The 24,465-nt window shown below is 72.3% G+C and carries 26 protein-coding genes; 9 read left to right on the forward strand and 17 right to left on the reverse strand.

Going from position 1 to position 24,465, the window contains the following annotated elements; all coding sequences use genetic code 11:
* Positions 1 to 3: 3 nt before the first annotated feature.
* Positions 4 to 681: a hypothetical protein gene (locus CRV15_RS12000; protein WP_003958559.1), complete on the reverse strand. Its 678-nt coding sequence runs from the start codon at positions 679 to 681 to the stop codon at positions 4 to 6.
* Positions 678 to 1,265, reverse strand: a complete 588-nt coding sequence (locus CRV15_RS12005) for an RNA polymerase sigma factor (protein WP_003958560.1) — start codon at positions 1,263 to 1,265, stop codon at positions 678 to 680. Before CRV15_RS12005 ends, CRV15_RS12000 begins: the two co-directional genes overlap by 4 nt.
* Before the next feature lie 148 nt (positions 1,266 to 1,413).
* On the opposite strand from CRV15_RS12005, the gene CRV15_RS12010 reads away from it, so the two are divergent.
* Positions 1,414 to 1,617: a hypothetical protein gene (locus tag CRV15_RS12010; protein WP_230864152.1), complete on the forward strand. Its 204-nt coding sequence runs from the start codon at positions 1,414 to 1,416 to the stop codon at positions 1,615 to 1,617.
* A 54-nt stretch (positions 1,618 to 1,671) separates the two neighbouring features.
* Here CRV15_RS12010 and CRV15_RS12015 read toward each other — a convergent pair whose 3' ends face one another.
* Genes CRV15_RS12015 through CRV15_RS12030 form a run of 4 tightly spaced genes read right to left on the reverse strand, consistent with a single transcriptional unit; the run spans position 1,672 to position 3,139 of the window.
* Entirely contained in the window at positions 1,672 to 1,872 is a 201-nt protein-coding gene (locus tag CRV15_RS12015; protein WP_003958562.1) for a DUF397 domain-containing protein, read from the reverse strand.
* Positions 1,873 to 1,889: 17 nt separating this feature from the next.
* A complete protein-coding gene (locus CRV15_RS12020; RefSeq protein WP_003961312.1) occupies positions 1,890 to 2,090 on the reverse strand; it encodes a DUF397 domain-containing protein in 201 nt (66 codons plus the stop codon).
* Positions 2,091 to 2,106: 16 nt separating this feature from the next.
* Complete coding sequence (locus CRV15_RS12025; RefSeq protein WP_003958564.1) at positions 2,107 to 2,313, reverse strand: DUF397 domain-containing protein; 207 nt, start codon at positions 2,311 to 2,313, stop codon at positions 2,107 to 2,109.
* On the reverse strand, positions 2,297 to 3,139 hold the full coding sequence (locus CRV15_RS12030; protein WP_003958565.1) for a helix-turn-helix domain-containing protein: 843 nt from the start codon (positions 3,137 to 3,139) through the stop codon (positions 2,297 to 2,299). The genes CRV15_RS12025 and CRV15_RS12030 overlap by 17 nt, the downstream gene beginning before the upstream one ends.
* 733 nt (positions 3,140 to 3,872) lie before the next feature.
* Between CRV15_RS12030 and CRV15_RS12040 the strand changes: the two genes are divergently transcribed.
* Positions 3,873 to 5,069, forward strand: coding sequence for an alpha/beta hydrolase family protein (locus CRV15_RS12040; RefSeq protein ID WP_003958567.1), 1,197 nt, complete (start codon positions 3,873 to 3,875; stop codon positions 5,067 to 5,069).
* A 69-nt stretch (positions 5,070 to 5,138) separates the two neighbouring features.
* Here the strand turns inward: CRV15_RS12040 and CRV15_RS12045 are convergent, their stop codons facing one another.
* A complete protein-coding gene (locus tag CRV15_RS12045) occupies positions 5,139 to 5,546 on the reverse strand; it encodes a VOC family protein (protein ID WP_003961309.1) in 408 nt (135 codons plus the stop codon).
* A 173-nt stretch (positions 5,547 to 5,719) separates the two neighbouring features.
* A complete protein-coding gene (locus CRV15_RS12050; protein ID WP_003958569.1) occupies positions 5,720 to 6,418 on the reverse strand; it encodes a copper homeostasis protein CutC in 699 nt (232 codons plus the stop codon).
* A 373-nt stretch (positions 6,419 to 6,791) separates the two neighbouring features.
* Here CRV15_RS12050 and CRV15_RS12055 point away from each other — a divergent pair, with 373 nt between their 5' ends.
* A complete protein-coding gene (locus CRV15_RS12055; protein ID WP_003961308.1) occupies positions 6,792 to 9,005 on the forward strand; it encodes a heavy metal translocating P-type ATPase in 2,214 nt (737 codons plus the stop codon).
* Positions 9,006 to 9,177: 172 nt separating this feature from the next.
* Here CRV15_RS12055 and CRV15_RS12060 read toward each other — a convergent pair whose 3' ends face one another.
* On the reverse strand, positions 9,178 to 9,558 hold the full coding sequence (locus CRV15_RS12060; RefSeq protein WP_009997152.1) for a DUF6479 family protein: 381 nt from the start codon (positions 9,556 to 9,558) through the stop codon (positions 9,178 to 9,180).
* Between the two features lie 135 nt (positions 9,559 to 9,693).
* On the opposite strand from CRV15_RS12060, the gene CRV15_RS12065 reads away from it, so the two are divergent.
* Both CRV15_RS12065 and CRV15_RS12070 read left to right on the forward strand, forming a co-directional pair.
* Entirely contained in the window at positions 9,694 to 10,404 is a 711-nt protein-coding gene (locus tag CRV15_RS12065) for an HD domain-containing protein (protein WP_003953433.1), read from the forward strand.
* 294 nt (positions 10,405 to 10,698) lie between these two features.
* Positions 10,699 to 11,937 carry a Cmx/CmrA family chloramphenicol efflux MFS transporter gene (locus CRV15_RS12070; protein WP_003953434.1) on the forward strand — a complete coding sequence of 413 codons (1,239 nt, stop codon included), beginning with the start codon at positions 10,699 to 10,701 and terminating at the stop codon, positions 11,935 to 11,937.
* A gap of 215 nt (positions 11,938 to 12,152) precedes the next feature.
* Here CRV15_RS12070 and CRV15_RS12075 read toward each other — a convergent pair whose 3' ends face one another.
* Both CRV15_RS12075 and CRV15_RS12080 read right to left on the reverse strand, forming a co-directional pair.
* Positions 12,153 to 12,419, reverse strand: a complete 267-nt coding sequence (locus tag CRV15_RS12075) for a DUF4031 domain-containing protein (protein WP_003953435.1) — start codon at positions 12,417 to 12,419, stop codon at positions 12,153 to 12,155.
* A complete protein-coding gene (locus CRV15_RS12080) occupies positions 12,416 to 12,772 on the reverse strand; it encodes a hypothetical protein (protein WP_003961306.1) in 357 nt (118 codons plus the stop codon). The genes CRV15_RS12075 and CRV15_RS12080 overlap by 4 nt, the downstream gene beginning before the upstream one ends.
* An 87-nt stretch (positions 12,773 to 12,859) precedes the next feature.
* Here CRV15_RS12080 and CRV15_RS12085 point away from each other — a divergent pair, with 87 nt between their 5' ends.
* Genes CRV15_RS12085 through CRV15_RS12095 form a run of 3 tightly spaced genes read left to right on the forward strand, consistent with a single transcriptional unit; the run spans position 12,860 to position 16,778 of the window.
* Entirely contained in the window at positions 12,860 to 13,936 is a 1,077-nt protein-coding gene (locus tag CRV15_RS12085; protein ID WP_106428601.1) for a MurR/RpiR family transcriptional regulator, read from the forward strand.
* 39 nt (positions 13,937 to 13,975) lie between these two features.
* Positions 13,976 to 15,067: an N-acetylmuramic acid 6-phosphate etherase gene (gene murQ, locus CRV15_RS12090; protein WP_003953438.1), complete on the forward strand. Its 1,092-nt coding sequence runs from the start codon at positions 13,976 to 13,978 to the stop codon at positions 15,065 to 15,067.
* A 34-nt stretch (positions 15,068 to 15,101) separates the two neighbouring features.
* Positions 15,102 to 16,778: a PTS transporter subunit EIIC gene (locus tag CRV15_RS12095; RefSeq protein WP_003953439.1), complete on the forward strand. Its 1,677-nt coding sequence runs from the start codon at positions 15,102 to 15,104 to the stop codon at positions 16,776 to 16,778.
* On the opposite strand, the gene CRV15_RS12100 is transcribed toward CRV15_RS12095, so the two are convergent.
* The 3 genes from CRV15_RS12100 to CRV15_RS12110 form a co-directional block, all read right to left on the reverse strand.
* On the reverse strand, positions 16,768 to 18,216 hold the full coding sequence (locus CRV15_RS12100; protein WP_003961303.1) for an aldehyde dehydrogenase family protein: 1,449 nt from the start codon (positions 18,214 to 18,216) through the stop codon (positions 16,768 to 16,770). The genes CRV15_RS12095 and CRV15_RS12100 overlap by 11 nt on opposite strands.
* Before the next feature lie 264 nt (positions 18,217 to 18,480).
* Complete coding sequence (aroQ, locus tag CRV15_RS12105) at positions 18,481 to 19,116, reverse strand: gamma subclass chorismate mutase AroQ (RefSeq protein ID WP_009997148.1); 636 nt, start codon at positions 19,114 to 19,116, stop codon at positions 18,481 to 18,483.
* Between the two features lie 193 nt (positions 19,117 to 19,309).
* Positions 19,310 to 20,587, reverse strand: coding sequence for a Clp protease N-terminal domain-containing protein (locus CRV15_RS12110; protein WP_003953442.1), 1,278 nt, complete (start codon positions 20,585 to 20,587; stop codon positions 19,310 to 19,312).
* Between the two features lie 377 nt (positions 20,588 to 20,964).
* Between CRV15_RS12110 and CRV15_RS12115 the strand changes: the two genes are divergently transcribed.
* Positions 20,965 to 21,591 carry a VOC family protein gene (locus tag CRV15_RS12115; RefSeq protein ID WP_009997146.1) on the forward strand — a complete coding sequence of 209 codons (627 nt, stop codon included), beginning with the start codon at positions 20,965 to 20,967 and terminating at the stop codon, positions 21,589 to 21,591.
* 93 nt (positions 21,592 to 21,684) lie between these two features.
* Here CRV15_RS12115 and CRV15_RS12120 read toward each other — a convergent pair whose 3' ends face one another.
* The 3 genes from CRV15_RS12120 to CRV15_RS12130 form a co-directional block, all read right to left on the reverse strand.
* Positions 21,685 to 22,095 carry a RidA family protein gene (locus CRV15_RS12120; RefSeq protein WP_009997144.1) on the reverse strand — a complete coding sequence of 137 codons (411 nt, stop codon included), beginning with the start codon at positions 22,093 to 22,095 and terminating at the stop codon, positions 21,685 to 21,687.
* Between the two features lie 179 nt (positions 22,096 to 22,274).
* Entirely contained in the window at positions 22,275 to 22,898 is a 624-nt protein-coding gene (locus tag CRV15_RS12125) for a response regulator (RefSeq protein ID WP_003953445.1), read from the reverse strand.
* A complete protein-coding gene (locus CRV15_RS12130; protein ID WP_009997142.1) occupies positions 22,895 to 24,223 on the reverse strand; it encodes a sensor histidine kinase in 1,329 nt (442 codons plus the stop codon). Before CRV15_RS12130 ends, CRV15_RS12125 begins: the two co-directional genes overlap by 4 nt.
* Positions 24,224 to 24,465 lie beyond the last annotated feature (242 nt).

Raw genomic sequence — 24,465 nt, forward strand, 5'->3', positions numbered from 1 at the left:
CCGCTACCTGTCCCCCCGGCAGGTGGTGGCCTTCTGCGCGGACAGCACTCGGTCGATGGCACGACGGGCAAACGTCCGTTCCTCGTCATGGAAGACATCCGCCGCCGACTCGCGCCGCTGCGGTACGACGGCCAACGTGTTCCGGCCAAGCCGCCAGGGCTCCTGGGCCTCCTCCGCGACCGCCGGATCGACCACGTCCAGTTCGAGCCGCTTCCCGCCGCGCGCCGGTTTGATCCACTCGCGGACGTCCATCGTCACCCGGATACGGCCCTCCCGCGCGCCCTTGCGGACGGCCGTCACCTCACCGTCGACGACGACCCGGGCACAGGCCACCCACTCCGCGTCGCTCAACTCCCCGCCGTTCCGCCACCCCGTCCGCGTCTCGTCCAGCTCCGCTCCCGACGCCACCCCTCGCTGGTTCTCGATCTCCCCGTCCGCCTGCGCCGCCTGCTTCCGGGCTCCCCCGTCGTAGGGCCTGACCTTCTCGTGGACGAGGGTCCCCGCGAGCGCTGCCGCCGCCGCCATGCCCGCGGTGAAGAACACCGCCCTCCGCCGCCATCCCGGTGCCCGCCGGGGCGCCGCCGCCACGGGCTCGGGGCGGTCCGCCTCCTCGGCGATCATCCGCAGCGCGAGACGAAGGCGCTCCCGCTCCGCTCCGCTCAGCTCCTCGGGCCCGGTCATGACGTCTTCCTCTCCCCTTCTCGTCCCTGTTCCGCTTCCGTTTCCGCAGCGGCTTGTGCCCCGAGGACGTTCCGCAGCGCCGCCGACGCTTTCGACAGTCTGCTCTTGACCGTGCCTTCGGGGATGTCGAGCAGCCGTGCGATGTCCCGTACGGACAGATCCCCGTAGTAACGGAGGACGAGCGCCTGCCGCTGGTTGTCCGTCAGCCGGGCCAGCCCGTCGGCGACGGACAGCGCGAGGGCGCGGTGCTCCTGCGGATGCTCCACCGGCGGGCGGACGGCCCAGCGCGCGGCGAGACGTTCACGCAGACCGGTCTCACGCGTCCGCTGCCGGTGCCAGTCGATGGCGACGCGCGAGGCGACGACGGACGTCCACGCCCGTTCGTCGCGGATGCCGTCCGCTCCTCTTCTGGCCTTCTCCTCCAGGAGTTTGAGCCTGACCTGCTGCACTCCGTCGTCCAGTTCCCCCCAGGGCAACCCGCTCATGAGCAGGACCGCCCGCAGCCGGCCGATGTCCACCGCCCCGTCCTCGGCTGCGGCCCCGTCGACCACTTTCAGCCGGGTGTCGCCGCGTCGTCCGCGCATCCCTCGCCCTTCTCGTTTCCCCTACGACGGAGAAGCCCCCGCGAACGTTCACCCGGTCCCTGGGCGGGCATCGTGAGAGTGAAGGGAGAACCCCATGTACCCGAGCCAGACTCCCCGGTCCGCCCCGGGGCGGCGCTGCGATCACTGCATGGTCGGTATCTATTTCTACGGCCGTTGTGGCCGTTGCGGACACTCCTGGGAGCGGGTGCGCACGATGGGCGCTGTCATTGAACTCACCGAGCCGTGTGCGGACCCCGGATGCCATGGGTCCGTGAAGGTCACCACCGTGTACGACGACGACGGAAACCAGATGTCGATCGAACGGGGCCCGTGCTCGTCCGGGCTCCACTGACGACACGCGAAAGCCCCGCCCGGGAACCGGACGGGGCTTCTGCCGAGCGCGACGCTACGGGCGGGTGTCGCGGGCCAGCCGCACGAGTCCCGCGAACGCGTCGGCGGAGACCATCAGGACGGGGCCGTTCTGCTGCTTGCTGTCCCGCACCGGGACGACACCCCGCGCGTGAGCGAAAGCCGGAGCCCACTCAACGCAGTTGCCGCCACCGTTCGTACTGTACGAAGACTTGACCCACACGAGGTCAGGACGCATCAGTGCCTCCCTGATAGCTAGAGCTGAACGCCCCGGGCAAGGGTCACCAGACCCGCGAACGCATCGGCAGAGACCATCAGAACCGGGCCAGTCTCCTGCTTGCTGTCCCGCACCGGGACCACACCCCGCGCGTGAGCGAAAGCCGGAGCCCACTCAACGCAGTTACCGCCGCCATTGCCGCTGTACGAAGACTTGACCCATACGAGGTCAGGACGCATCGTGCCTCCCTGATAGCTAGAGCTGAACGCCCCGGGCAAGGGTCACCAGACCCGCGAACGCATCGGCAGAGACCATCAGAACCGGGCCGCTCTCCTGCTTGCTGTCCCGCACCGGAACGACACCCTGCGCATGAGCGAAAGCCGGAGCCCACTCAACGCAACTGCCGCCACCGTTACCGCTGTACGAGGATTTGACCCACACGAGGTCAGGGGTGGTGCTCATCAGGTAGTGCCTCCATCACGGACCGGAGAAAGTCCACCGACATCTTTGGGGGCAGTGCAGCCGCACTGAGCCGATCGTAGCGCCGGACACGATCGCTGACGACTGTCTTGTCCTCCAGCAGCGTGCCAGTGGTAATGGACTCTTCGTACGCGACGTGCTGCCCGCCCTTGAGCGTCCAGAGCGCGAGCAAGCCGCCCATCAGTCCATGTGCTCCGTGGCTGAACGGCATGACCTGAATAGTGTGCGAAGGCCGAGTGAGGGCGCAGTCGATCAAGTGCGCCAACTGTCGGCGCAGTATCCCCGGTCCACCGAACGAGCGGCGGAGCACCGACTCATCCAGAACGATGGAGTAGTCCGGATTCGGATTCGCCCACAGCAGCGACTGACGCGCGATCCGGCCGTTCAGCAGCTTGTCGATCTCCTCGGGCGTCGCCTTGTAGTTGTGCGTCAGAAACTGTGCCCGGGCGTACTCCTCGGTCTGGAGCAGACCCGGCACGATCTGCGAGGCGTACTCCTTGATGACCGTCGCCTTCTCCTCCAGCTCGTTCCGGCGCTTGAACTGATCCGGATGCAGCTCGTTCCTCGCGATCTCGAACAGCTCCTGGAACGTCCCGTCCAAACCGAACAGCGCGTCGAGCCTCGCCGGCAGGTCCGGCGGCGGCATGAACGTCGCGTTCTCGATGCGGGACAGGTGACTCTTGCTGACCTGCACTCTCTTCGAGAGATCCTCCAGCTTCCAGTTCTTGGCCTCCCGGTACTTCCTCAGCTTCGCCCCGAACAAATGTCGGGCACTTCGATCAGGTGTCAGGTCATTAGCACGCGGCATGTACACAACCCCCATTCCCAGCGCGGATGTTGGGACCAGATCTGGTGGTCATCGTAGGGACCGTGAGGGATGATTGCAGTGCAATCGAGAAAGCGCCAGCCCCCGGGAGAAGCAAAGAGAGTTGGGCGTGAGCCAGCCCCCACCAAGAAATGCCATCTACACCGATCTGAACGTGCTGAGGTATCCGCCCTGCGAATGCCCCAACCCCGATTGCACGCTCAAATCGGCCAATCCCCGACCCCCCGAGTCCCCCGTACTCGCAAGCCTGCGTGCCCGAATGCAGGAGGATATCCAACGCCGCCATCAATTCGGCAACTACGGTCGCTGAGAATGTGTGAAGGAATCTCCGTGAAACGCCGTCGTCCTGGAATCGAGCCCCTCGCCGGAGTGGTCAACGCCCTGACAGCCTGCTCACTCTCGGTCGGATTCATAGCATGGGGCCTGCTGGAACGACTCTGAGCCGCCGTCCGCCGCGGCTGTGGCCCAGGTCAGTGCCCCGCGCCTCGCACTGATCCGGTGCCCGCCCCGGTGGACGGCACCCCCGGCCCGCCGGTCTCCTGCTCCGGGCCGGGTCACGGGGCCCCGGCTGTACCCCCGCACCTGCGGCCGGGGCTCCGTCCTTGTGATTCAGCCGAACGGGGGACACGAAGTGGTGGATACCGACTCGGGTATGACGCCACGTCATCCTGTCCGGCGACGACCCAAGGCCGTCCGTTGCCTAGGTTCACCAGGCATGACACCCATACGCCGGGGCACTGCCGCCGCGCTGCTCGCCCTGTCCCTGCCTCTTGCTGCCACCGCCCCCGCCCAGGCCGAAGGGCCCACGGCCACGGGCCCCGAGCGGATCGCGGCGCGGGCCGTCGTCCCGCTCGAACTCCCGCGTCCCACCGGCCCGTACACCGTCGGCGTCACCACTCTCCCGCTGACCGACACCGACCGTCCCGACCGCTGGGAGCCGTCCTCCGGGCCGCGCAGACTGCTCGTCGACATCCGTTACCCGGCGCGGCCGGGCGGCGGGGAGCCACGGCAGGCGGCCATGTCGGCCGAGGAGGCGCGGGCGCTGCTGGAGAGGACGGGTTACGGGGTGCTGATCCCCGTGGGGAACGCCGACCGGCTCGCCGCGACCCGTACCCACGCGCGGGTGGAGGCCCGGCCCGCGCACGGAAGGTTTCCGCTGGTCGTGCTCTCGCCCGGGTTCGGGCTGCCGCGAACGACGCTGAGCCTGCTCGGTGACGAACTCGCCAGCCGGGGCTATGTCGTGGCGTCGGTCGACCACGCCCACGAATCCGAGGCGACGGCCTTCCCCGGTGAGGCCGTCCTCCCCTGTACCGCCTGCCGGAAGGTGGACGAGTCCAAGGAGGAGCCGCGTTCCGCCGTGCCCGAGACCCGGGCGAAGGACGTCTCGTTCCTGCTGGACCGGCTCACCGGACGGGACCCGGCCTGGCGGCACGCCCGGATGATCGACCGCTCCCGGATCGGTATGGCGGGCCACTCCATCGGCGGGAACAGCGCCGCGAGCGCCATGGCGGAGGACCGCCGGGTGCGGGCGGGGATCAACATGGACGGGTCGTTCTTCGGCGAGGTGCCCGCGACGGGACTGGACGGGCGGCCGTTCCTGCTGCTCGGAGCGGAGCGGGCGGCACCCGGGACAGACCCGACCTGGGACGCGACCTGGCCCCGCCTCGACGGCTGGAAGCGCTGGCTGACCGTGACCGGCGGCCATCACTTCAGCTTCATCGACGCCCCCGCTCTCGCGGACGGGGCCGACGGCGCCCCCAGCTTCCCGGGCACCCCGTCGGGCCGGCGTTCCGCCGAGATCACCCGCGCCCATGCGGTCGCCTTCTTCGACCTCCACCTCAAGGGCGTCCCGCAGCCCCTGCTGAACGGCCCGTCCCCCGCTCACCCGGAGGTCGTCTTCCACCGTCCCTGAGCGGGCGTCCCCGGGCGGGCGCCCCTGAGCGGACGTCCCTGAACGGGCAGGGCGCGGGGCGCCGGATCGTTACTTCGGCTGGGTGAAGCGAATGCGGTTGCCGAACGGGTCGCGCAGCCCGCAGTCGATGCCGTAGGGGCGCTCCGTGGGCTCCTCGGTGAACTCGACGCCCTTCGCGAGCAGCGTCTCGTACGTCTTGCGGCAGTCGTCCGTGGTGAGGATGAGCCAACCCGCCGTGGCGCCCTTGGTCACCAGCTCGCGGACCTGCTCCGCCGTCTCCTCCGACATCGCCGGGGGAGACGGCTTCTCCAGCAGGATCTGGCGCTCGGGGTGACCGGGGACGGAGACGGTCAGCCAGCGCATGAGGCCCATGTCGACATCGGCCGCGACCTCCAGTCCCAGTTTGCCGACGTAGAAGTCGAGGGCTTCGTTCTGGTCGAGGACGTAGAGCGCGGAGTGCGTGATTGCGTTGAACATGTGCACCACGTTAGTGAGCAGTCCTGAAGAAAACTTATCCAAAACTGCTCGGTGCGGTCGGTGCGGTCGGCGGGCCGGGCGTCGGGTGTCGGGCGTTCACTGCCGCAGGCGCCGGACGTCGACCGTCGGCCGTCGGACGCCAGACGTCCAGCCGCAGACGGCAGGCGCGAGCGTCAGGCGTCGAGCGTCTCGCGCCACTCGCGCACCGCCGCCGCGTCGACCGGGCCCGACCAGCCCGCCGGACGGGCCGCGCCGCCGATGTGGAAGCCGTCGATCCCGGCGGCGAGCAGCTCGGGGACATGGTCGAGGCGGAGGCCGCCGCCGACGAGAATCCGGGCCCGGTAGCCGGGCTCGCCGCCGCGCGCGGCCTCGGCGACGAGGGTCGGGAGACCGGCGTCGACCCCGGCCGCCGCACCGGCGGTGAGGTAGGTGTCCAGGCCGGGCAGGTCGGCGAGGCTCTTGCGGAGGGCGTCCCGGTCCGCGGCGCGGTCGATCGCCCGGTGGAAGGTCCAGTGGCAGCCGTTGATCTCGGCGATCAGCCGCTCCACGGTGACGAGGTCGGGGTGGCCGCCCTCGTCCAGGAAGCCGAGGACAAACTCGTCAGCACCCTCCGCGCGCAGCTCGCGCGCGGCTCCGACCAGCGCTTCCACATCCTCGTGGGACCCCGCGGAGAAGCCGTCGGCGAGCCGCAGCATCACCCGCAGGGGGATGTCCACGGCGGCGCGGATGCGTCCGAAGGTCTCCCGGGACGGGGTCAGGCCGTCCTTGTCCATGTCGGCGACCAGCTCCAGCCGGTCGGCGCCGCCGGACTGCGCCGCGACCGCGTCCGTCTCGTCCAGAGCGATCACTTCGAGTAGAGCGCGATTGCTCATGGGAACCCCATTCCTCCTGTGGGAGACGAACCGCCGATGTGCCGCCTGTGCCCGCCGGGGCAGCGGCGGCTGCGCAGGGGCGGGCACGCCGCACTGACGGACTGCTGCGATGGTCTAGTCCAATGCCAAGACTAGTGCGCACGTACCGCGAGCGCACCATCACCCCGGGAGAAGCGCACAGGTTCCACACGTGCGAGGGACGCGGGCCCGGCCCCCAGGAGGGAAGCATGAGGGGCCCGCACTTGCTTTCCATACCTAGAGGGGGTATATATGAATCCAGAAGGGATACCCCCCAGGGGTATGAATCACGGGACAGGGAGGAACCGTGGCGGACACAGCCACCCACCAGGAGGTCGAACTCGCCATCGGCGGGATGACGTGCGCCTCCTGCGCGGCACGCATCGAGAAGAAGCTCAACCGCATGGAGGGCGTCGAGGCCACGGTCAACTACGCCACCGAGAAGGCCAAGGTCAGCTTTGCCGAGGGCGTCTCCGTCCAGGATCTGATCGGAACCGTCGAGAAGACCGGCTACAGCGCCACCGAGCCCAAGCCCAAGGCCGAGGCGGCCCCCGGTGGCACCGCCGACGGCGGTGAGCCGGAGGAGGACGATCACGAGCTGCGCACCCTGCGCGAGCGGATGATCACCGCCGTGGTCCTCTCCGTCCCGGTCATCGCGATGGCGATGATCCCGGCGCTCCAGTTCCAGTACTGGCAGTGGCTCTCCCTCACCCTCGCCGCCCCGGTCGTCACCTACGCCGGATGGCCGTTCCACAAGGCGGCGTGGACCAACCTCAAGCACGGCGCCGCCACCATGGACACCCTGGTGTCGGTCGGTACGTCGGCCGCGTTCCTCTGGTCGCTGTACGCGCTCTTCTGGGGCCACGCCGGAATGCCCGGGATGACCCACCCGTTCGAGCTGACGATCTCCCGTTCCGACGGGGCGTCGAACATCTATCTGGAGGCCGCGGCGGGTGTCACCGCCTTCATCCTGGCCGGGCGCTACTTCGAGGCCCGTTCCAAGCGGAAGGCCGGGGCGGCGCTGCGCGCCCTGATGGAGCTGGGCGCCAAGGAGGTCACCGTCCTCCGCGGCGGCCAGGAGGTCCGGATACCGACCGCTGAGCTGAAGGTCGGCGACCGCTTCGTCGTCCGCCCGGGGGAGAAGATCGCCACCGACGGTGTCGTGGTCGAGGGCTCGTCCGCCGTGGACGCCTCCATGCTCACCGGCGAGTCCGTGCCCGTCGAGGTCGCCCCTGGCGACAGCGTCACCGGAGCCACCCTGAACGCGGGCGGCCGTCTCGTCGTCGAGGCCAGCCGGATCGGCGCCGACACCCAGCTCGCCCGGATGGCCAAGCTGGTCGAGGACGCCCAGAACGGCAAGGCCGCCGCCCAGCGGCTCGCCGACCGGATCTCCGGGATCTTCGTCCCCGTCGTGATCCTGCTGGCGCTCGGCACCCTCGGTGTCTGGCTCGCCACCGGCGAGGGCTGGGCCGCCGCCTTCACCGCCGCCGTCGCCGTCCTGATCATCGCCTGCCCCTGCGCCCTCGGCCTGGCCACGCCCACCGCGCTCATGGTCGGCACCGGCCGCGGCGCCCAGCTCGGCATCCTGATCAAGGGCCCCGAGGTGCTGGAGTCCACCCGCAAGGTCGACACCGTCGTCCTCGACAAGACCGGCACCGTCACCACCGGGAAGATGACCCTGCTCGCCGTCCACAACGACGAGAACGCGACCGAGGACGAGGTGCTGCGGCTGGCCGGGGCCCTGGAGAACGCCTCCGAGCACCCCATCGCCCAGGCCGTGGCCACCGGGGCCCGGGAGCGCGTCGGGACCCTGACCGCCCCCGAGGACTTCGCCAACATCCCCGGACTCGGCGTCCAGGGCGTCGTCGAGGGCCACGCCGTCCTCGTCGGCCGGGAGAAGCTGCTCGCCGAGTGGGAGATCCATCTCCCGCCCGCCCTGCTCCGGGCCAAGCGGGAGGCCGAGGCCGCCGGCCGGACCGCCATCGCGGTGGCCTGGGACGGCGAGGCCCGTGCGGTCCTGGAGGTCGCCGACGCGGTCAAGGACACCAGCGCCGAGGCGATCCAACGGCTGCGGAAGCTCGGCCTCACCCCGATCCTGCTGACCGGTGACAACAAGGCCGTGGCCGAGGCGGTCGCCGCCGAGGTGGGCATCGACGAGGTGATCGCCGAGGTCATGCCGGAGGACAAGGTCGACGTCGTCAAGCGGCTCCAGGCCGAGGGGCGCAGCGTGGCGATGGTCGGCGACGGGGTCAACGACGCCGCCGCGCTCGCCCAGGCCGATCTGGGGCTCGCGATGGGCACCGGCACCGACGCCGCCATCGAGGCCGGGGATCTGACCCTCGTCCGCGGGGACCTGCGGGCCGCCGCCGACGCCATCCGGCTGGCGCGCCGGACCCTGGGCACGATCAAGGGGAACCTGTTCTGGGCCTTCGCCTACAACGTCGCGGCCCTGCCGCTGGCGGCGCTGGGGCTGCTCAGCCCGATGATCGCGGGGGCGGCGATGGCCTTCTCCTCGGTCTTCGTGGTCGGCAACAGCCTCCGGCTCCGCCGCTTCAAGGCCGCCGCGTAGGCCGTCGGCGCCGGACAGGCCGCCGTGGCCGACGGCACCGGACAGACGGGAGGGGGCGGGGCTCGGGCGTGATGCCCGGGCCCCGCCTCCGTCTCTGTCTGTGTCTGTGTCTGTCCGGGCCTGTGTCTGTCCGGGCCTGTGTCTGTCCGGCTTTCTGGTGCTCGCGGCGTGGTCAGCCGCCCAGGCCGCCGCTGCCGAACGCCCCGCCGCCCACATTCGGGCCGTGGTCCGGGCGGGCCTCGCGGCCCCTGCCCGTGCTGTGGGTGCTGTGGGCCTTGAGGTTGTACGGCATCAGCCGGTCCTCGCCCGCCTCCGGGAAGTCACCGGTGTCCGCCTCGCGGACCTCCTCGATGTGCTCCCGGTGATCGGGCTTGTGCGGCTGCTCATCGGGGCGCGGCGGTACGTACTTCTCCCTGCGGATCGAGTCCCACCACATGGCCCCGGTCAGCAGGAACACAATGACGAGCCCAAAGATGACGATCGTGGTGACCATGGTGGCTGCCTCCGCTCCGTCACAGGGATGGCACACATCCGTCAGGGGGACGTCGTCCATCTCCCTGAACCCAGTGTTACCCCATTTCTCCATTTTTGGGCGGTTCGCGGGGTGCGAGATCTGTCTTTACCGCCGCTCCCGGCCGCTCCCGGCGCATTCCGTATGGCACGGCGGGGCACGACCTAGAGTCGGCGTATGAGCCCCGATCTCCGTGACCGCTGGGCCGAGGCCCTGCTCTCCGCGCGCTCCGCCCCGTTCACGGGCGCCCTCGCGGAGGAGCCCGATCCGCTTCCGCCTCGTACGCCGCCCGATCGGCTTCCCCCCGATCCGCTTCCCCTCGACCCGCTTCCCTACGCCGAGAATCTGCTGGCCCGCTGGGCCGAGCCGCAGCGCCGCTATCACACGACCGCGCATCTGACCGCCGTCCTCGACCACATAGACACCCTCGCCGCGCACGCCGGGGAACCGGATCTGGTGCGGCTCGCGGCCTGGTTCCACGACGCCGTCTACCTCCCGGAGCGCTCCGAGAACGAGGAGCGCTCGGCGCGGCTCGCCGAGCGCGCGCTGACCGAGGCGGGGCTGCCCGCCGGAGCCGTGGCGGAGGTCGCCCGGCTGGTCCGGCTCACCGTCACGCACGCGCCCGGGGAGTCCGACGGCAACGGCGCGGTGCTGTGCGACGCGGACCTCGCGATCCTGGCGGCGGAGCCGGAACGATACGCCGCGTACACGGGGGCCGTGCGGGAGGAGTACGGCTTCGTCCCGGACGACGCCTTCCGCGCCGGACGGGCGGGCGTCCTGCGCCAACTCCTCGCGCTGCCGCGGCTGTTCCACACCCCGCACGGGCGGCGGAACTGGGAGGAGCGAGCACGCCGCAATATGACGGAGGAGCTGGAGACCCTGGGGTGACACCGCCCGCTCCGGGAGGGCGCGGGGCGGGAGCGGTACGGCTACGGCTACGGCTACGGCTACGGCTACGGCTACGGCTACGGCTACGGCTACGGCTACGGCTACAGGGTCCGAAACGGGCGCGGGAACGGGGCGGGAACGGGAATGATCAGCGCGTCCGGGGCTGTTGCCCCTGGCATGTCCCGTTCCGCCGCTGAATCACCGACCGATCCCGCCCCCGACTCTTCCGACCCCTCCGGCCCCTCCGGCCCCTCCGGCCCCTCCGGCCCTGGCTCCTCCGGCTCCCGCTCCCGGATGCCGCTGGCCGTCTACATCCTCGGCCTCTCCGTCTTCGCGCTCGGCACCAGCGAGTTCATGCTCTCCGGGCTGCTGCCGCCGATCGCCGAGGACATGAACGTCTCGATCCCGCAGGCCGGACTGCTGATATCCGCGTTCGCGATCGGCATGGTCGTCGGCGCCCCGCTGCTGGCCGTGGCCACGCTGCGACTGCCCCGCAAGACCACGCTGATCGCGCTGATCACCGTCTTCGGGCTCGGCCAGGTGGCCGGTGCGCTGGCGCCGACCTACGAGATCCTCTTCGTGTCCCGCGTGGTGAGCGCGTTCGCCTGTGCCGGTTTCTGGGCGCTCGGCGCGGCCGTCGCCATCGCGATGGTGCCGGTGAACGCGCGGGCGCGGGCCATGGCCGTGATGATCGGCGGACTCTCCATCGCCAATGTGCTCGGGGTCCCGGCGGGGGCCTTCCTCGGGGACCAGTTCGGCTGGCGGTCCGCGTTCTGGGCGGTCGGTCTCGCGTCCGCGGTCGCCCTGGTCGGCGTGGTCACGCTGATCCCCCGGATTCCGCTGCCCGAGCAGCGCCCGCAGCTCCGGCGGGAACTCGGGATCTACCGCGACCGGCAGGTCTGGCTGTCCGTCGCGGTCACCGCCCTGGCGGCGGGCGGCGTCTTCTGCGCGTTCTCCTATCTCGCGCCGCTGCTGACCGATGTCGCGGGGATGGACAAGAGCTGGGTGCCCTGGGTCCTCGGACTCTTCGGGCTGGGCGCGCTGGTCGGCACGACCGTGGGCGGCCGGGTCGCCGACGCGCACCTCTTCGGGGTGCTGCTGAGCGGTACCGCGGCCTCCACCGTGCTGCTCGTGGCGCTCGCGCTCTTCGGCGGGGCCCCGGCGGCGGCGGTGACGATCTCGTTCCTGCTCGGCGTCTCCGCCTTCTGGACGGCTCCGGCGCTCAACGCCCGGATGTTCAACGTGGCGGGCGCCGCGCCGACCCTCGCGGGCGCGACCACCACCGCCGCGTTCAACCTGGGCAACACCGGCGGCCCCTGGCTCGGCGGCACCGTGATCGACGCGGACTTCGGCTATGCCGCAACAGCCTGGGCCGGCGCGGCCATGACCGTGCTCGCGCTCGGTCTCCTCGCACTCTCCCTGCGGCTCCACAGCGCCTCCCGGGTGGTGGCGCGTTCCGTCCCCGTCCCCGTCTCCACGGGTGCGGCTGGTGCCGCTGTGACCGAGGGCGCGCAGCACTCCGCCACCCGCTGACCCCGCGCCCCGGGGCCGCGCCCACCGGCCGCCCCGGGGCATGACCGGGTCCGGCGCGGGCACCCGGGCCGGGCCCGGTGCCCGGTCCCGTGCGGCACTCAGGTCAGGCACTGAGTCCAGTGCGACGGCCGGTCGGGCGGGACGGCCGAGCCCAGTGCTCGGTGCCGTGCGGCACTCGGGTCCGGTGTGACGGCCGGGTCAGACGGGCGCTCGGGTCAGGCGGGGCGGCGCTTCGGGCGGCGCAGGCCCGCGTGAACCAGGAGGCGGACGACCTCACGGCTGGGGACCTCGACCGCACCCGCCGCCACCGCGTCCGGGTAGCGGTGCGACGGAAGGTCGTAGTGATCGCCGTCGAAGGCCCGGCGGGGGCAGCCGATCGACACGGCGAACGCGTGCAGCTCGTCGAACGAGACATCGCTGATCAGATGCGACCACATCCGCCCGTGCCCGGGCCAGGTCGGCGGATCTATGTACAGGGTCATGCCAGGCGCCCGACGGGCGCGACCACGACCCCCGCCCGGTGACAGACCCAGCGGGGGTCGGGACCCAGCTCCGGTTCGACCTCCAGCGCATGCGGATCGCCCTGGTCGCAGACCGGGCAGAGCGGCCAGCGCCCGTACCGTTCCAGCAGGGCGTCCTGGACGTCCTGCGCGACGAGCCCCGTCAGAAACTCCCGTCCCTGCGGCCACTGCTCGGCCCACCAGCGGCGGTGCGTCACCGACTCCTCCACCAGGGACACCACCTCCGCGTCAGCCACATCCCGGGCGGCCAGATCGGCGAGAACCAGGGCTCGGGCCGTATGAAGGGCCTGCTCAAGGAGGTTGGTGTCAGCCATGGAGCCATTGTCCCCCGCTGTCCGGCACACGCCCGTCCGCAGCAGTGGGGGTTGACCTCACCCCCTGTTGAAAATACTTTCCAGTGCGTGACCGAATCAGTGAAGGAAATTTTCAGCACGGGGGCACCGAGCGGTCCGTCACGGGCGACCGGAGCCAGCGGCTCCGCCGGGGCCACCGAACCGACCCGATCGTCCGGACCCTCCGGCCGGACCGCACCGGGTGGCCGCCGCCGTACCGGCGGGGGCACCGGCGCCCCCTCCTCGCCACCGCAGAACGAGGCACCGCCCGCGCCCGCCGCCCTCGCCTCGAAGGTCCGGACACTCGTCCCCTCCATGACCCGCTCCATGCAGCGCGTCGCCGAAGCCGTCGCCGACGACCCCGCGGGCTGCGCGGCGCTCACCGTCACCGGGCTCGCGGAACGCACCGGCACCAGCGAGGCGACCGTCGTCCGCACCGCCCGTCTCCTGGGCTACCCCGGCTACCGCGATCTGCGCCTCGCCCTCGCCGGGCTCGCCGCCCATCAGCAGTCGGGCCGCTCCCCCAGCGTCACCGCCGACATCTCCGTCGACGACCCCCTGCCGGACGTCGTCGCCAAACTCGCCCGCGACGAACAGCAGACCCTCGCGGACACCGCCGCGACCCTCGACACCGCCGCGCTCGCCGCCGCCGTCAGCGCAGCCGCCACTGCCCGCCGCATCGACATCTACGGTGTCGGCGCCTCCTCCCTCGTCGGACTCGACCTGGCACAGAAACTCCTCCGCATCGGGCTGATCGCCCACGCCCACACCGATCCCCACCTCGCCGTCACCAACGCCGTCCAGCTCCGGACCGGCGATGTCGCCGTCGCCATCACCCACTCCGGCTCCACCGGCGACGTCATCGAGCCACTGCGCGCCGCCTTCGAACGCGGGGCCACCACGATCGCGATAACCGGACGCGCGGACGGCCCGGTGACGCAGTACGCCGACCATGTGCTGACCACGTCCACCTCCCGGGAGAGCGAACTGCGGCCCGCGGCCATGTCCTCCCGCACCGGACAGCTCCTGGTCGTGGACTGCCTGTTCATAGGCGTGGCCCAGCGGACCTACGCGTCCGCCGCGCCCGCGCTCGCCGCCTCCTACGAAGCCCTCGCCCACCGGCACAGCCCGCGCCACACCCGCTGACGGCCTCCGGACGGGACGACCTCAGAGAAAGCGTGCTCGATGACCTCCACCTCGTATTCGTACGGCTCGCACGGTCCCGGCAGCGCGGACGGCCCGTCCGGACCAGATGGACCGGACGGCTCCGCCGCCCCGGGCGGCTCGTACGGAGCGCTCCGCGCCCAGCTCGACGTCCTCACCACCGAGGCGTTCCGGCCCGAACTCGCCGACATCGACCGGCTGCCGACGCTCGACATCGTCCGGCTGATGAACGGTGAGGACCGGACCGTGCCGGACGCGGTCGCCGCGCAGCTCCCGCTGATCGCCGCCGCGATCGACGCCACCGCCGAGCGGATGGCGCGCGGCGGACGGCTGATCTACGCGGGCGCGGGCACGGCGGGGCGGATGGGGGTCCTCGACGCGAGCGAGTGCCCGCCGACCTTCAACACCGGGCCCACCGAGGTGGTCGGACTGATCGCGGGCGGGCCGACCGCTGTCCTCAGCGCCGCCGAGGGCGCCGAGGACAGCGAACGGCTCGCCACCGTCGACCTGGACGCGCTCGGGCTGACCGCCGACGACACCGTCGTGGGGATCTCCGCCTCCGGGCGCACCCCCTACGCGGTCGGCGCGGTGGCCCACGCCCGCTCCCTGGGCGCGCTGACGATCGGTCTGTCCTGCAACGCGGGCAGCCCGCTCGCGGCGGCGGCCGACCACGGCATCGAGGTCGTCACCGGGCCCGAACTGCTCACCGGCTCCACCCGGCTGAAGGCGGGCACCGCGCAGAAGCTGGTACTCAACATGATCTCGACGACCACCATGATCCGGCTCGGCAAGACCTACGGAAATCTCATGGTCGACCTCCGGGCCTCGAACGAGAAGCTGCGCGCCCGCTCCCGCCGGATCGTCGCCCTCGCCACCGGCGCGGACGACGAGGAGATCGAGCGGGCGCTCGCCGCCGCCGACGGCGAGGTGAAGAACGCGATCCTCATCGTCCTCGGCTCCGTCGACGGCCCGGCCGCCGCCCGGCTGCTGCGCGAGAGCCGGGGGCAACTGCGCGCCGCCCTGCGGGCGGCGGCGGCCGAATCCGCCGAGGCGGCCCCGGCACCGGACCCCACCGTGCCCACCAGACCCGCTCCCGGGGTGTCCCGGGAGTAACCACCCCCCACCCAGCACAGCGAGGCACCGCACCATGGCCGACACCCCCCACCACGCCATCGCCGCCGCGATCCTTCCGCTCGTCGGCGGCGCGGCGAACGTCTCCTCCGTCGCCCACTGCATGACCCGGCTGCGGCTGGGGCTGCGGGACCGGTCCGCCGTACGGGAGGCGGAGCTACGGGCGCTCCCCGCCGTCCTGGGGGTGGTCGGGGGCGGCGACACGTACCAGATCGTCCTGGGGCCGGGGACGGTCGCCCGGGTCGCCCCGGAGTTCGAGGCACTGCTGACCCGGGCCGCCGCGTCCCCGCAGCCGGCCACCCCGGGGGCACGGGGGCCGGAGGCACCGCAGGAGCCGCAGACATCGCAGGTCCCGCAGGTGGCGCCTGGATCACGGGCGGCGCAGGCGTCACAGGCGGCGCACGGTGCTCCCGAGGAGGCGTCCGGCGGGGCGGTCGCCCGGCGGGGCGCGGCGCTGCGGGCCGCGCGGAAGGCCCGCAACGCGACCCCCGGAAAACTCCTGCTGCGGCGGATCGCCGGGGTCTTCGTCCCGCTGATCCCCGCCCTGATCGGCTGCGGCATCCTCGCCGGGCTCGGCGGTGTCCTGGTCAACCTCGGTCTGCTGCCCGGCCTCACCCCGGTGATCGCCGCGCTGGCGGGTGGCTTCATGACGCTCCTTCCGGTCTTCGTGGGCTGGAGCGCCGCCCGGGAGTTCGGCGGCACCCCGGTGCTGGGCGGGGTGGTCGGGGCGATCGTGGTCTTCCCCGGGGTGGAGAAGATCGAGGTCTTCGGCCAGCGGCTCTCCCCCGGCCAGGGCGGAGTCCTCGGCGCCCTCGCCGCCGCCGTGCTCGCCGTGCAGGTGGAGAAGGCGTGCCGCCGCAGACTCCCGGACGTCCTCGACGTCCTGGTGACCCCGGCGGTGACGGTGCTGGTCGCGGGGCTCGCCACCGTCTACGGGCTGATGTTCGCGGCGGGCGCGGTCTCCCGCGCCATCGGCACCGCCGCACAGGCGCTGCTCTCCGGCGGCGGCGCGGTCGCGGGGTTCGTCCTCGGTGGGCTCTTCCTCCCTCTGGTGATGCTGGGGCTGCATCAGGCGCTGATCCCGATCCATGCCACGCTGATCGAGCAGTACGGCCACACCGTGCTGCTGCCGATCCTGGCGATGGCGGGCGCGGGCCAGGTCGGCGCGGCGGTCGCCGTCTATCTGCGGCTGCCGCAGGACCGCGCCCTGCGCTCCACCATCCGCTCGGCGCTCCCCGCCGGGCTGCTGGGCGTCGGGGAGCCCTTGATCTACGGAGTCTCGCTGCCGCTGGGCCGCCCCTTTGTGACGGCGTGCGTGGGCGGGGCCTTCGGCGGTGCCTTCGTCGGGCTCTTCCACTCGCTGGGCCACCCGGTGGGCGCGACCGCGATCGGCCCCTCCGGCTGGGCGCTCTTCCCCCTTCTCCACGGCGGCGGCTCGCCGCTGACGTCGCTCGCCGTCTACGGCGGCGGGCTGCTCACCGGCTACGCGGCGGGCTTCCTGATCACCTACTGGTTCGGCCTGCGCCCGCGCCGCACCGCGCCCGCCGACGCCCTGCGGGCCCCGGGATCTCCGGATGCCTCGGGGGCTTCGGGGGCTTCGGGGGCTTCGGGGGCTTCGGGGGCTTCGGGGAGCACCGTGCCGGACATCCCGGCGGGCCCGGCGGGCGCCCCTGTGGAGCGGGCTACAGACTGATCACCCCGGTCCGGGTGTCGGTCATGTCGAGCAGCGTCCACTTGCCACCGATGCGGCCCCAGCCGGTGGACCGGGCCCCGGCGCCCCCGAACGGCATATTGATGTCCCACCAGTTGTTGGTCTCGTTCACGATGACCTGTCCGACCTCCATCTCCTCGATGAAGCGGAAGGCGGACGTCATGCTGCGGGTGAAGACCGCGCCCTGGAGGCCGAGGGCGTCGTCGTTGGCTATCCGCAGCAGATCGTCCTCGTCCCGTCCGGTGATGATCGGGACGACGGGTCCGAAGGACTCCTCCTTCGCCAGCAGGCTGTCCTCAGGCACCCCGTCCACGACGGTGAACTCGTAGTAGAGGTCGGTGGGCATCCCGGCCCGGCGCCCGCCGCCGAGCAGCACATCCGCCCCGCGCTCGCGCGCGTCGGCGACATGGCGGTCCATCTTCCGGGCCACCGCCTCGTTGTTGAGCGGGCCGAGCACCGTCCCCTCGGCCAGTGGGTCGCCGAGCACCACCCGCTCCGACTCGCGCAGCACCGCCGCCACGAACGCGTCGTGGACCTCGGTGTGGACGACGACCCGCTCGGTGGCACAGCACACCTGTCCGGCACAGGGATAGGCCCCGTCGACAGCCGCTTTCGCCGCCGCGTCCACGTCGGCGTCGGCGAGGACCACCAGCGGGCCGTTGCCCGAGCACTCCATCAGGGAGCGCTTCAGCCCGGCCGCCGCCGCGATCTTCGCCCCGGTGGCGGAGGAGCCGATGAACCCGATGGCGTGGATGCCCGGGTGGCGCACCAGCGCGTCACCGAAATCGCCCTCGCCGGGCAGCACGCTGACCAGCCCCCGGGGCAGCCCGGCCGCGACCAGCGCCTCCATGGCCCGCAGCACGGTGAGCGGGGTGTGCGCCGGGGGCTTCACCAGCACGGCGTTCCCCGTGGCGAGCCCGGGGGCGGCGAACTCGGCGAACATCAGCAGCGGGAAGTTCCAGGGCGTGATGATCCCCCAGGTGCCCACCGGGCGATGGAAGGTGAACATCCGCTTGGAGCCGTCGCGGGAGGGCAGGGTCTCGCCGCCGAGCCGTACGGCGTCCTCGGCGTGCAGCCGGAAGAGCTGCGCGGCCTCGGTGACATCGGCGATCGACTCGGCCAGCGGCTTGCCCTGCTCCAGCGTCTGCAACCGGGCCAGCTCCGCCCGGCGCGCGTCGATCTCGTCGGCGACGCGGTGGCAGACGGCGGCCCGCTCCCACACATTCACGGCGGCCCAGGCGCGCTGGGCGGTGTGTGCCGCCGCCACGGCGGTGTCGAGGTCCTCGGCCGAGGGCAGCGGCAGCGTCCCGACCCGCTCACCGGTCGCGGGACTGATGACGGCGAAACTCCCGCCGCCGGTGCCCTCACCGTACTCACCGGCGATGAACAGCGGTTGGCGCTCGGGTGTCGGGGTCGTCATGGGGCAGGCTCCTCCAGTCCGTGCGTACAGGCCGTACCGTCGCCCACGCCCCCGGAGCGGAAGATCCCCCGATCCCTGGAGCCCGGACACACACGATGATTCAGCGGCGCATCCGGACCGTCAAGCAACCCGAATCCCCTGTGGAAAACCCTCGTTGAAGACATGTCAACGGCCGGAGCGGGCCGGCCGTCGAGAGCGAAAAGACAGTGGTCCGGGGCCCAAGGAAGGAGGGCCCCGGACCACTGCCGGGCGACGGACGGGAGATCAGTCGTCGTCACCCGCGCACACCGACGGAACAGCCCGCAGCAGTCCCCTCGTGTGCAGCCGGTCGAGCCCCTTCTCCTGACGCACCTGGAACGCGGAGACGGCGAGAACGCCACGGCAGTGCGCCGAGGAGCGTGCGTTCTCCGAGTCCGCGATCGCCCGCACCAGAGCGGTGTTGATGCGGTTGATCTCCTCGCGCACCTGAGAAAGGTCGGGTCGCTCGACCGGGGCCTTGGCCGGATCGGCTGTCCACAGCCGGTACAGACCCCGCTGGACCAGCTTGTTCGCCTCGATCTGATCGCGGAAGATCCGCACGGTCTCCTCGGGGTCGGCGCCCGCCTCCAGCGCCTGTTTCCGCACCGTGTCGAGCACGATCCGCTCCCGCTCGGGGTCGTCGATCGGCTTGTCCGTGCCCCACTTGGACGCGGCGACCAGGTCCGCCGTGGCCAGCCGGTCGGCGGACAGCTCGGCGATCGGGCGCAGTTGGGCGAGGGAACCCGGGTGGTGGCCCTGGGACCGCACCACGTCCGACGGACCTGGAGCGGGTGCGGCCGGTGCGGGCGCCGCCCCGGCGAACAGCGCCGTACCCGCGGCTGCGGCGATCGCGGAGAGGCGTATGGAGGTGCGGCGCTTCACGTGAGTGGTTCCCCTTGCGTCCGTCGTGCGGTCGTCCACGCGGTCATGCGCGCGTACGGTCGTGCGTCAAGCCATGCGGTCGGTCATGCGATCGGTCATGCGGTCGGGTCCGGGGCGGCGGCCGGAACGGGCGGACGCGCGAACGGCTCGCCCCCCCCCTTCCGCCCCACCCGTCCCACCCGTCCCGTCCCGTTCAGTTCAAGGTGTCGAACAGGGTCCGGCCCACCCGCCTGGCCAGGCCGATGCCACCGTTGAGGATGGATTCCACCGCCGCGATGGTTCCCTCCACAGCCCCACCGCTTCCGGAACCCGCCGCCGAAACCGCCTCCGTACTCACGATCGCGCCTTCGGCCAGGTCGTCGGCCCAATCCCGCGCCTCGTCGCCCCTCTCGTCCTCGCTGTCGTCGCCGAGCAGCAGTTCCAGCAGCCGACGGGCCCGGGTGTCACCCCGCAGCAGCGCGTCCACCAGCGGGCCGGTCCCGCCGTCGCGCTCGACGACCCCGTCCAGACAGGCATCGGCGTCCCGGTCGTCCTCCCCCAGTTCGGGGCGGTCCTCCAGCGCCTGGCGGACCAGCGCGTAGTCGAGCCCCCGGGCGAGCAGCCGGGCGCCGCCCGCGAAGCGCTCCGCCGCATCGTCGGTGTCCGCGTACGCCATGTGCGGGTAGGCCAGGGCGACTTCATGGGTGGCGAGCACGGAGAGCAGAACGTGCTCGGTCCCCTTCGGCTGGGCCAGCCTCCGGGCCTGCTCCCGGCAGTCCAGCGTGATCCAGTACGCGGGCAGCCGCGCCATGTTGCCGCCCTTGGCCAGCTTCAGGACGAGCCCCTCGAAGAACGGGGCGTCACGGGGCCGCTCCCGGCGGAGCAGCAGGTCCCGCGTCGGCCACAGGGCCTGGTCGAGACCGTCGTCCTCCGGCCCCGGGTCGCCCCCGTCCAGCCGCCGCGCGACCCGTTCGGGCGAGGTGTGGCAGATCCGCAGCGTCTCCGTGGCCCGGCTCTCCCCGTCGGCCAGCAGCCCCCGCAGCACATGCTCGGCGGTGAGCTTCGCGGCGCCCTCCCGCCGGGCCCGTTCCAGCGCCGCGACGAGGGCGCGCGCCGCCGCGCCGGAGAGTCGGCGGCCCGTGTCGCCGTCGTCACCCAGTACCTCCGTCGAGGGGACACTCGCGTCACGGTCGTCCCCGCTCTCCCACACCTCACTCCCGGTGCCCGGAGTGTCGCCGGTCTCACGGGCGGTGACCACGGCCGACTGGGCGGCGAGCGTCGCCCCCGACGCGATGAGCGCCCGGCCCGCGGGGGACTTGGTCCCGGCGATCGCCATCAGCAACTGCTCGGTGCCGATGATGTCGCCGCCGTCGGGCACCGCGCCCCAGGCCGCGCCCAGGACGCCCGACACCCGCAGGCCGATCTCCACGACCGGATCCCCCTCGTCCGACGTGGCGCCCCTGTCCGCCGCCCCCGTGGCCGTCGTCCCCATCGTGCCCTCCCGCTTTTCGCCGTCGCTCCCCGTGGCACCCCCGCGGCACCCCGTCGACAGACATCACCCTCCCGTTCCGGAGCCGGTCGCCGCGTCCGTCCGACGTCGCATCCCGGTGTCCCCCTTCGTATCCGCCGATGGAGACGACCGGTGCGCCCGCCGTCATCGAAAGTCGCTGCCCCGGTGGCAGAGCACCCCCGAAGGTGGCAGAGCGCTCCCGAAAGCTTTTGCGCCCCGCCGACCGGGCGGGGTACGACAGCCGGACGGAGAGCGATCACCAGCGGTACGGGGATCGCCGGAGGTACGGGATCGCCAGGGGTACGGGGATCGCCGAAGGCACGGGATCACCAGAGGTACGAGGAGAGGAGCGGGTCGCCGTGAACGACACCGTGGACGGGTTCTGCTGGCTGGATCTCAAGACCCATGACCCGGCCGGTGCCGCCGCGTTCTTCGGCACGGCGCTGGGGTGGCGGTTCGCCGTGGACGAGAACGACTGGCGACGCGCCACCAAGATCTCGGTGGGGCCGTACCGGATCGGCGGGGTGAGCGATCTGTCCGCGCCGGTCTATCCGCCGGGCACCGAACCGCACATCGCCCACTACCTCGCGGTCGCCGACGCCGGACGCGGGGCCGAGGCCGCCGTCGCCGCCGGGGCCCGGCTCGTGGTGCCGCCGTTCGACGCGGGCGACCAGGGCCGGATGACGACCCTGGTCGACCCGTACGGGGCGGCGGTCTCGCTCTGGGAGGCGCGGGAGTTCACCGGCTGGACCTTCCCGCCGGGCACCCCCGGCGCCCCGCTGCGCGCGCTGCACACCTCCGGGGACCCGGACGCCGCCCATCGCTTCTACGACGGGACCCTGGGCGTCCGGATACCCCGCGACCGCTTCGTCCTCGGCGACGGGCCGGGCTGGCGGCTGGTCATCGGGGTGCGGGAGACGCCGGTGGTCCATGAGGTGCGTCCCCCCGAAGCGGTGGGTCCGGCCCTGCTGCTCGACCGGATCTGACCCGGTCCGACGCCCTTCTTCCGGGGCACGGCGCATACGGAGGAATACCGAGGGACACCGGGAGACGGAGAGGGATACGGAGGGAACGGTGGCTCAGTCGGGCAGCGCGGCCGTGAAGTCGACTTCTATGAGCTGGCCGGGGAAGCCGAGCTGGGCCACCCCCAGCAGGGTGCTCGCGCTGGTGAACGCGGCGCCGACGACCGAGCTGTTGAGCCGTCGCCACGCGTCAGCCAGCACCTCGACATCGGTGCTGACCACATAGATCACGGTACGGATCACATCTTCGGGACGGGCACCCACGACGGCCAGCGCGGCATGGGCGTTCGCCGCGATCTGGTCGATCTGGCGGCCCAGATCGCCGAGTCCGACGACGGCGCCGGTGGGGTCGAGCGGGCACTGACCGGCGAGATAAGCGGTACGTCCGGCCTCCACGACGGTGACGTGGTGATAGCCGGGGGTGGGATGGAGTCCTTCGGAGTTGATGCGGTCGATCCTGAGGTTCATACGGTGAGTCTCACTGGAGAACGCCCAGGCCGCACCGGCTTTTCCCGGCACGGCCGGGGCGTCGGCAGCGCTGCCGGACGGGGTGCGCGCCGTGCGCTCGTCCGCTGTGCGCGGCGTACGGAGCCGTAAGGCCGACCGCGCCGCCATGGCCCGCGCGCTCCGCACCGGCTCCACGGCCCTCAGGACAGCAGCCGCTGTTCCTTCGCGACGGAGACGGCGCCCGCCCGGGTGTCGACGCCCAACTTGGCATAGATCCGGCCGAGATGGGTCTTTACCGTCGCCTCGCTGATGAAGAGCGCGCGGGCGATCTCCCGGTTGCCGAGGCCCCGGGCGAGCTGTCCGAGGATGTCCAGCTCCCGCTCGGTGAGGGAGGGGCGGCCCCCGCCCCGCATCCGGTCCATCACCCGGGTGGCGACCGGCGCGGACAGGGCTGTACGCCCCTGGGCCGCCGCCCGGATCGCGGCGAACAGCTCCTCGGGGCGCTCCGCCTTCAGCAGATAGCCCGTCGCGCCCGCCTCGATGGCGCGGGTGATGTCGGCGTCCGTGTCATAGGTGGTCAGCACCAGCACATGGACCTCCAGTGCGGCGATCCGGCGGGTGGCCTCGACACCGTCGATGCCCTCGCCGAGCTGGAGGTCCATGAGGACCACGGCGGGTCTCAGCTTGGCCGCCATCGCCACCGCCTCCTCACCGCTGCCCGCCTCCCCGACGACCTCGATATCGGGTTCGCTGCCGAGCAGCGCGAGCAGCCCGGCGCGGACGACGGCGTGGTCGTCGCAGAGCAGGATGCGTACGGCGGTCATCGGTCCTCCTGGGAACGGTCCGGGCCCGGGGCGGCCTCCGGGGCGGGAGCCGGAGCGGCGTCCGAAGTGGGGGCCGGGTCCGGGTGGGGGTGGTCGGTGCTCCGCCCCAGCGGCACCGCCGCCGAGACGACCGTGCCCTCACCCGGCGCCGACTCGACCGTCAGCGTGCCGCCGAGCTGCCGCACCCGGGCCCGCATCGCGGCCAGCCCATGGCCGCGCGCGCCGGGGGCGGCGACCTCCGCCGGGACGAAGCCGCCGCCGTTGTCGGCGATGTCCAGGACGACCTGGTCGTCCAGATGGCTGAGGGTCAGCGCGGCGTCCGACGCGTCCGCGTGCTCCCGTACGTTCGCGAGCGCGCCCTGGGCGATCCGCAGCAGCGCCGACTGCGCCTGGTCCGGCAGGGCCACGGCCGTCCCTTCCAGATGGAAGCGGACCCGCAGCGCGTCGGTGGACTCCCGCCCGGCGAGCGCCCGCAGCGCCTGCGCGAGCCCGCCGCCCTCCGCGAGATCGGCGGGGGCCAGGTCGTGGACGAAGCGCCGGGCCTCGACGAGGCTGCGCTCGGCGATCGACTCGGCGGTGCGGACATGCTCCCGGGACCGCGCCGGGTCCGCGTCCCACAGCCGTTCGGCGGCCTGGAGCAGCATCTGCTGGCTGGACAGGCTCTGTGCCAGGGTGTCGTGGATCTCCATGGAGAGGCGCTGCCGCTCGGCCAGGGTGCCTTCGCGCCGTTCGGTGGCGGCCAGCTCCCGGCGGGTGCGGATCAGATCGTCGATCAGCGCGCGCAGCCGGTCGGCCTGGCGGCGCATATGGACGAAGACGGCGGTGGCGAGCGCCGCGACCACGGGCGGCAGCAGGAAGAGTATGGGGTCGAACGCCTGGCTGAGACGGTACTCGGCGATCACGACCCAGACGCAGACCACGGCGACGAGGGCGACGGCGGCGCGGGTGGGCAGGGAGCGCAGCCCCGTGTAGATGAGCGGGACGGCGCACCAGGCGAAGCTGGGGGCGAGGGCGACGGTGACCGCCCAGCAGCCGACGACCAGCGCGAAGCGGAGCCGTTCCGTCCCGGGGCGGGCGCGGACCGCCGGGTGCTGCCCGGCGAGCTGGAGCACGGCGAGCGCGGCGCTCAGACCGATCACGAAGGGCGCCTCGGCACTGCCCCAGTGGTTGGTCAGGAAGCGGCTCAGGGCGGCGGCGAGCAGGGCGATGAACGCGGTGTTCATGACCGCGTCGAGACGGCGGTCGTCGCGGTCGGCGCCATGGGTGCCCCCGGCGGGCGGAGCCATGTCCGGGCCCGCCGCGGCGGGCCGAGGGGGGTGGGACATCGCTCTGCTCTCCTGGCTCTCCTGCTGGGTCTCGCGCGCCCCGGTCCGGGGCGGGGCACGGCCCGACGGCTCCCCGGAGCCCTCCGGGGACCTGGGTCCTCTGTCGATCCTCACCTGTCCGGACCCCGGGCGCATCAGCCATTCGGCCGACCCGGCGCTCCACCATCATGCCTGCGCGGGGGAGCCGGTACGCCGACCGTACGGGGCGGGGAACGGGCCGAGGATCGTTCCAGAAGGTCACC

This window comes from Streptomyces clavuligerus, assembly GCF_005519465.1.
Lineage (GTDB): Bacteria > Actinomycetota > Actinomycetes > Streptomycetales > Streptomycetaceae > Streptomyces > Streptomyces clavuligerus.

Excerpts from the sequence above, each read along its gene's own strand:
- CRV15_RS12080 (WP_003961306.1), bottom strand. The coding sequence starts at position 12,772 with ATGGCTGACACCAACCTCCTTGAGCAGGCCCTTCATACGGCCCGAGCC.
- CRV15_RS12045 (WP_003961309.1), bottom strand. The coding sequence starts at position 5,546 with ATGTTCAACGCAATCACGCACTCCGCGCTCTACGTCCTCGACCAGAAC.
- murQ (WP_003953438.1), top strand. The coding sequence starts at position 13,976 with ATGACCTCCACCTCGTATTCGTACGGCTCGCACGGTCCCGGCAGCGCG.
- CRV15_RS12095 (WP_003953439.1), top strand. The coding sequence starts at position 15,102 with ATGGCCGACACCCCCCACCACGCCATCGCCGCCGCGATCCTTCCGCTC.
- CRV15_RS12005 (WP_003958560.1), bottom strand. The coding sequence starts at position 1,265 with ATGCGCGGACGACGCGGCGACACCCGGCTGAAAGTGGTCGACGGGGCC.
- CRV15_RS12120 (WP_009997144.1), bottom strand. The coding sequence starts at position 22,095 with ATGAACCTCAGGATCGACCGCATCAACTCCGAAGGACTCCATCCCACC.
- CRV15_RS12015 (WP_003958562.1), bottom strand. The coding sequence starts at position 1,872 with ATGCGTCCTGACCTCGTGTGGGTCAAGTCTTCGTACAGTACGAACGGT.
- CRV15_RS12060 (WP_009997152.1), bottom strand. The coding sequence starts at position 9,558 with ATGGACGACGTCCCCCTGACGGATGTGTGCCATCCCTGTGACGGAGCG.
- CRV15_RS12010 (WP_230864152.1), top strand. The coding sequence starts at position 1,414 with ATGGTCGGTATCTATTTCTACGGCCGTTGTGGCCGTTGCGGACACTCC.
- CRV15_RS12125 (WP_003953445.1), bottom strand. The coding sequence starts at position 22,898 with ATGACCGCCGTACGCATCCTGCTCTGCGACGACCACGCCGTCGTCCGC.
- CRV15_RS12075 (WP_003953435.1), bottom strand. The coding sequence starts at position 12,419 with ATGACCCTGTACATAGATCCGCCGACCTGGCCCGGGCACGGGCGGATG.
- CRV15_RS12055 (WP_003961308.1), top strand. The coding sequence starts at position 6,792 with ATGACGTGCGCCTCCTGCGCGGCACGCATCGAGAAGAAGCTCAACCGC.
- CRV15_RS12050 (WP_003958569.1), bottom strand. The coding sequence starts at position 6,418 with ATGAGCAATCGCGCTCTACTCGAAGTGATCGCTCTGGACGAGACGGAC.
- CRV15_RS12110 (WP_003953442.1), bottom strand. The coding sequence starts at position 20,587 with ATGGGGACGACGGCCACGGGGGCGGCGGACAGGGGCGCCACGTCGGAC.
- CRV15_RS12000 (WP_003958559.1), bottom strand. The coding sequence starts at position 681 with ATGACCGGGCCCGAGGAGCTGAGCGGAGCGGAGCGGGAGCGCCTTCGT.
- CRV15_RS12025 (WP_003958564.1), bottom strand. The coding sequence starts at position 2,313 with ATGAGCACCACCCCTGACCTCGTGTGGGTCAAATCCTCGTACAGCGGT.
- CRV15_RS12040 (WP_003958567.1), top strand. The coding sequence starts at position 3,873 with ATGACACCCATACGCCGGGGCACTGCCGCCGCGCTGCTCGCCCTGTCC.
- CRV15_RS12030 (WP_003958565.1), bottom strand. The coding sequence starts at position 3,139 with ATGCCGCGTGCTAATGACCTGACACCTGATCGAAGTGCCCGACATTTG.
- CRV15_RS12020 (WP_003961312.1), bottom strand. The coding sequence starts at position 2,090 with ATGCGTCCTGACCTCGTATGGGTCAAGTCTTCGTACAGCGGCAATGGC.
- CRV15_RS12130 (WP_009997142.1), bottom strand. The coding sequence starts at position 24,223 with ATGTCCCACCCCCCTCGGCCCGCCGCGGCGGGCCCGGACATGGCTCCG.
- CRV15_RS12070 (WP_003953434.1), top strand. The coding sequence starts at position 10,699 with ATGCCGCTGGCCGTCTACATCCTCGGCCTCTCCGTCTTCGCGCTCGGC.
- CRV15_RS12065 (WP_003953433.1), top strand. The coding sequence starts at position 9,694 with ATGAGCCCCGATCTCCGTGACCGCTGGGCCGAGGCCCTGCTCTCCGCG.
- CRV15_RS12100 (WP_003961303.1), bottom strand. The coding sequence starts at position 18,216 with ATGACGACCCCGACACCCGAGCGCCAACCGCTGTTCATCGCCGGTGAG.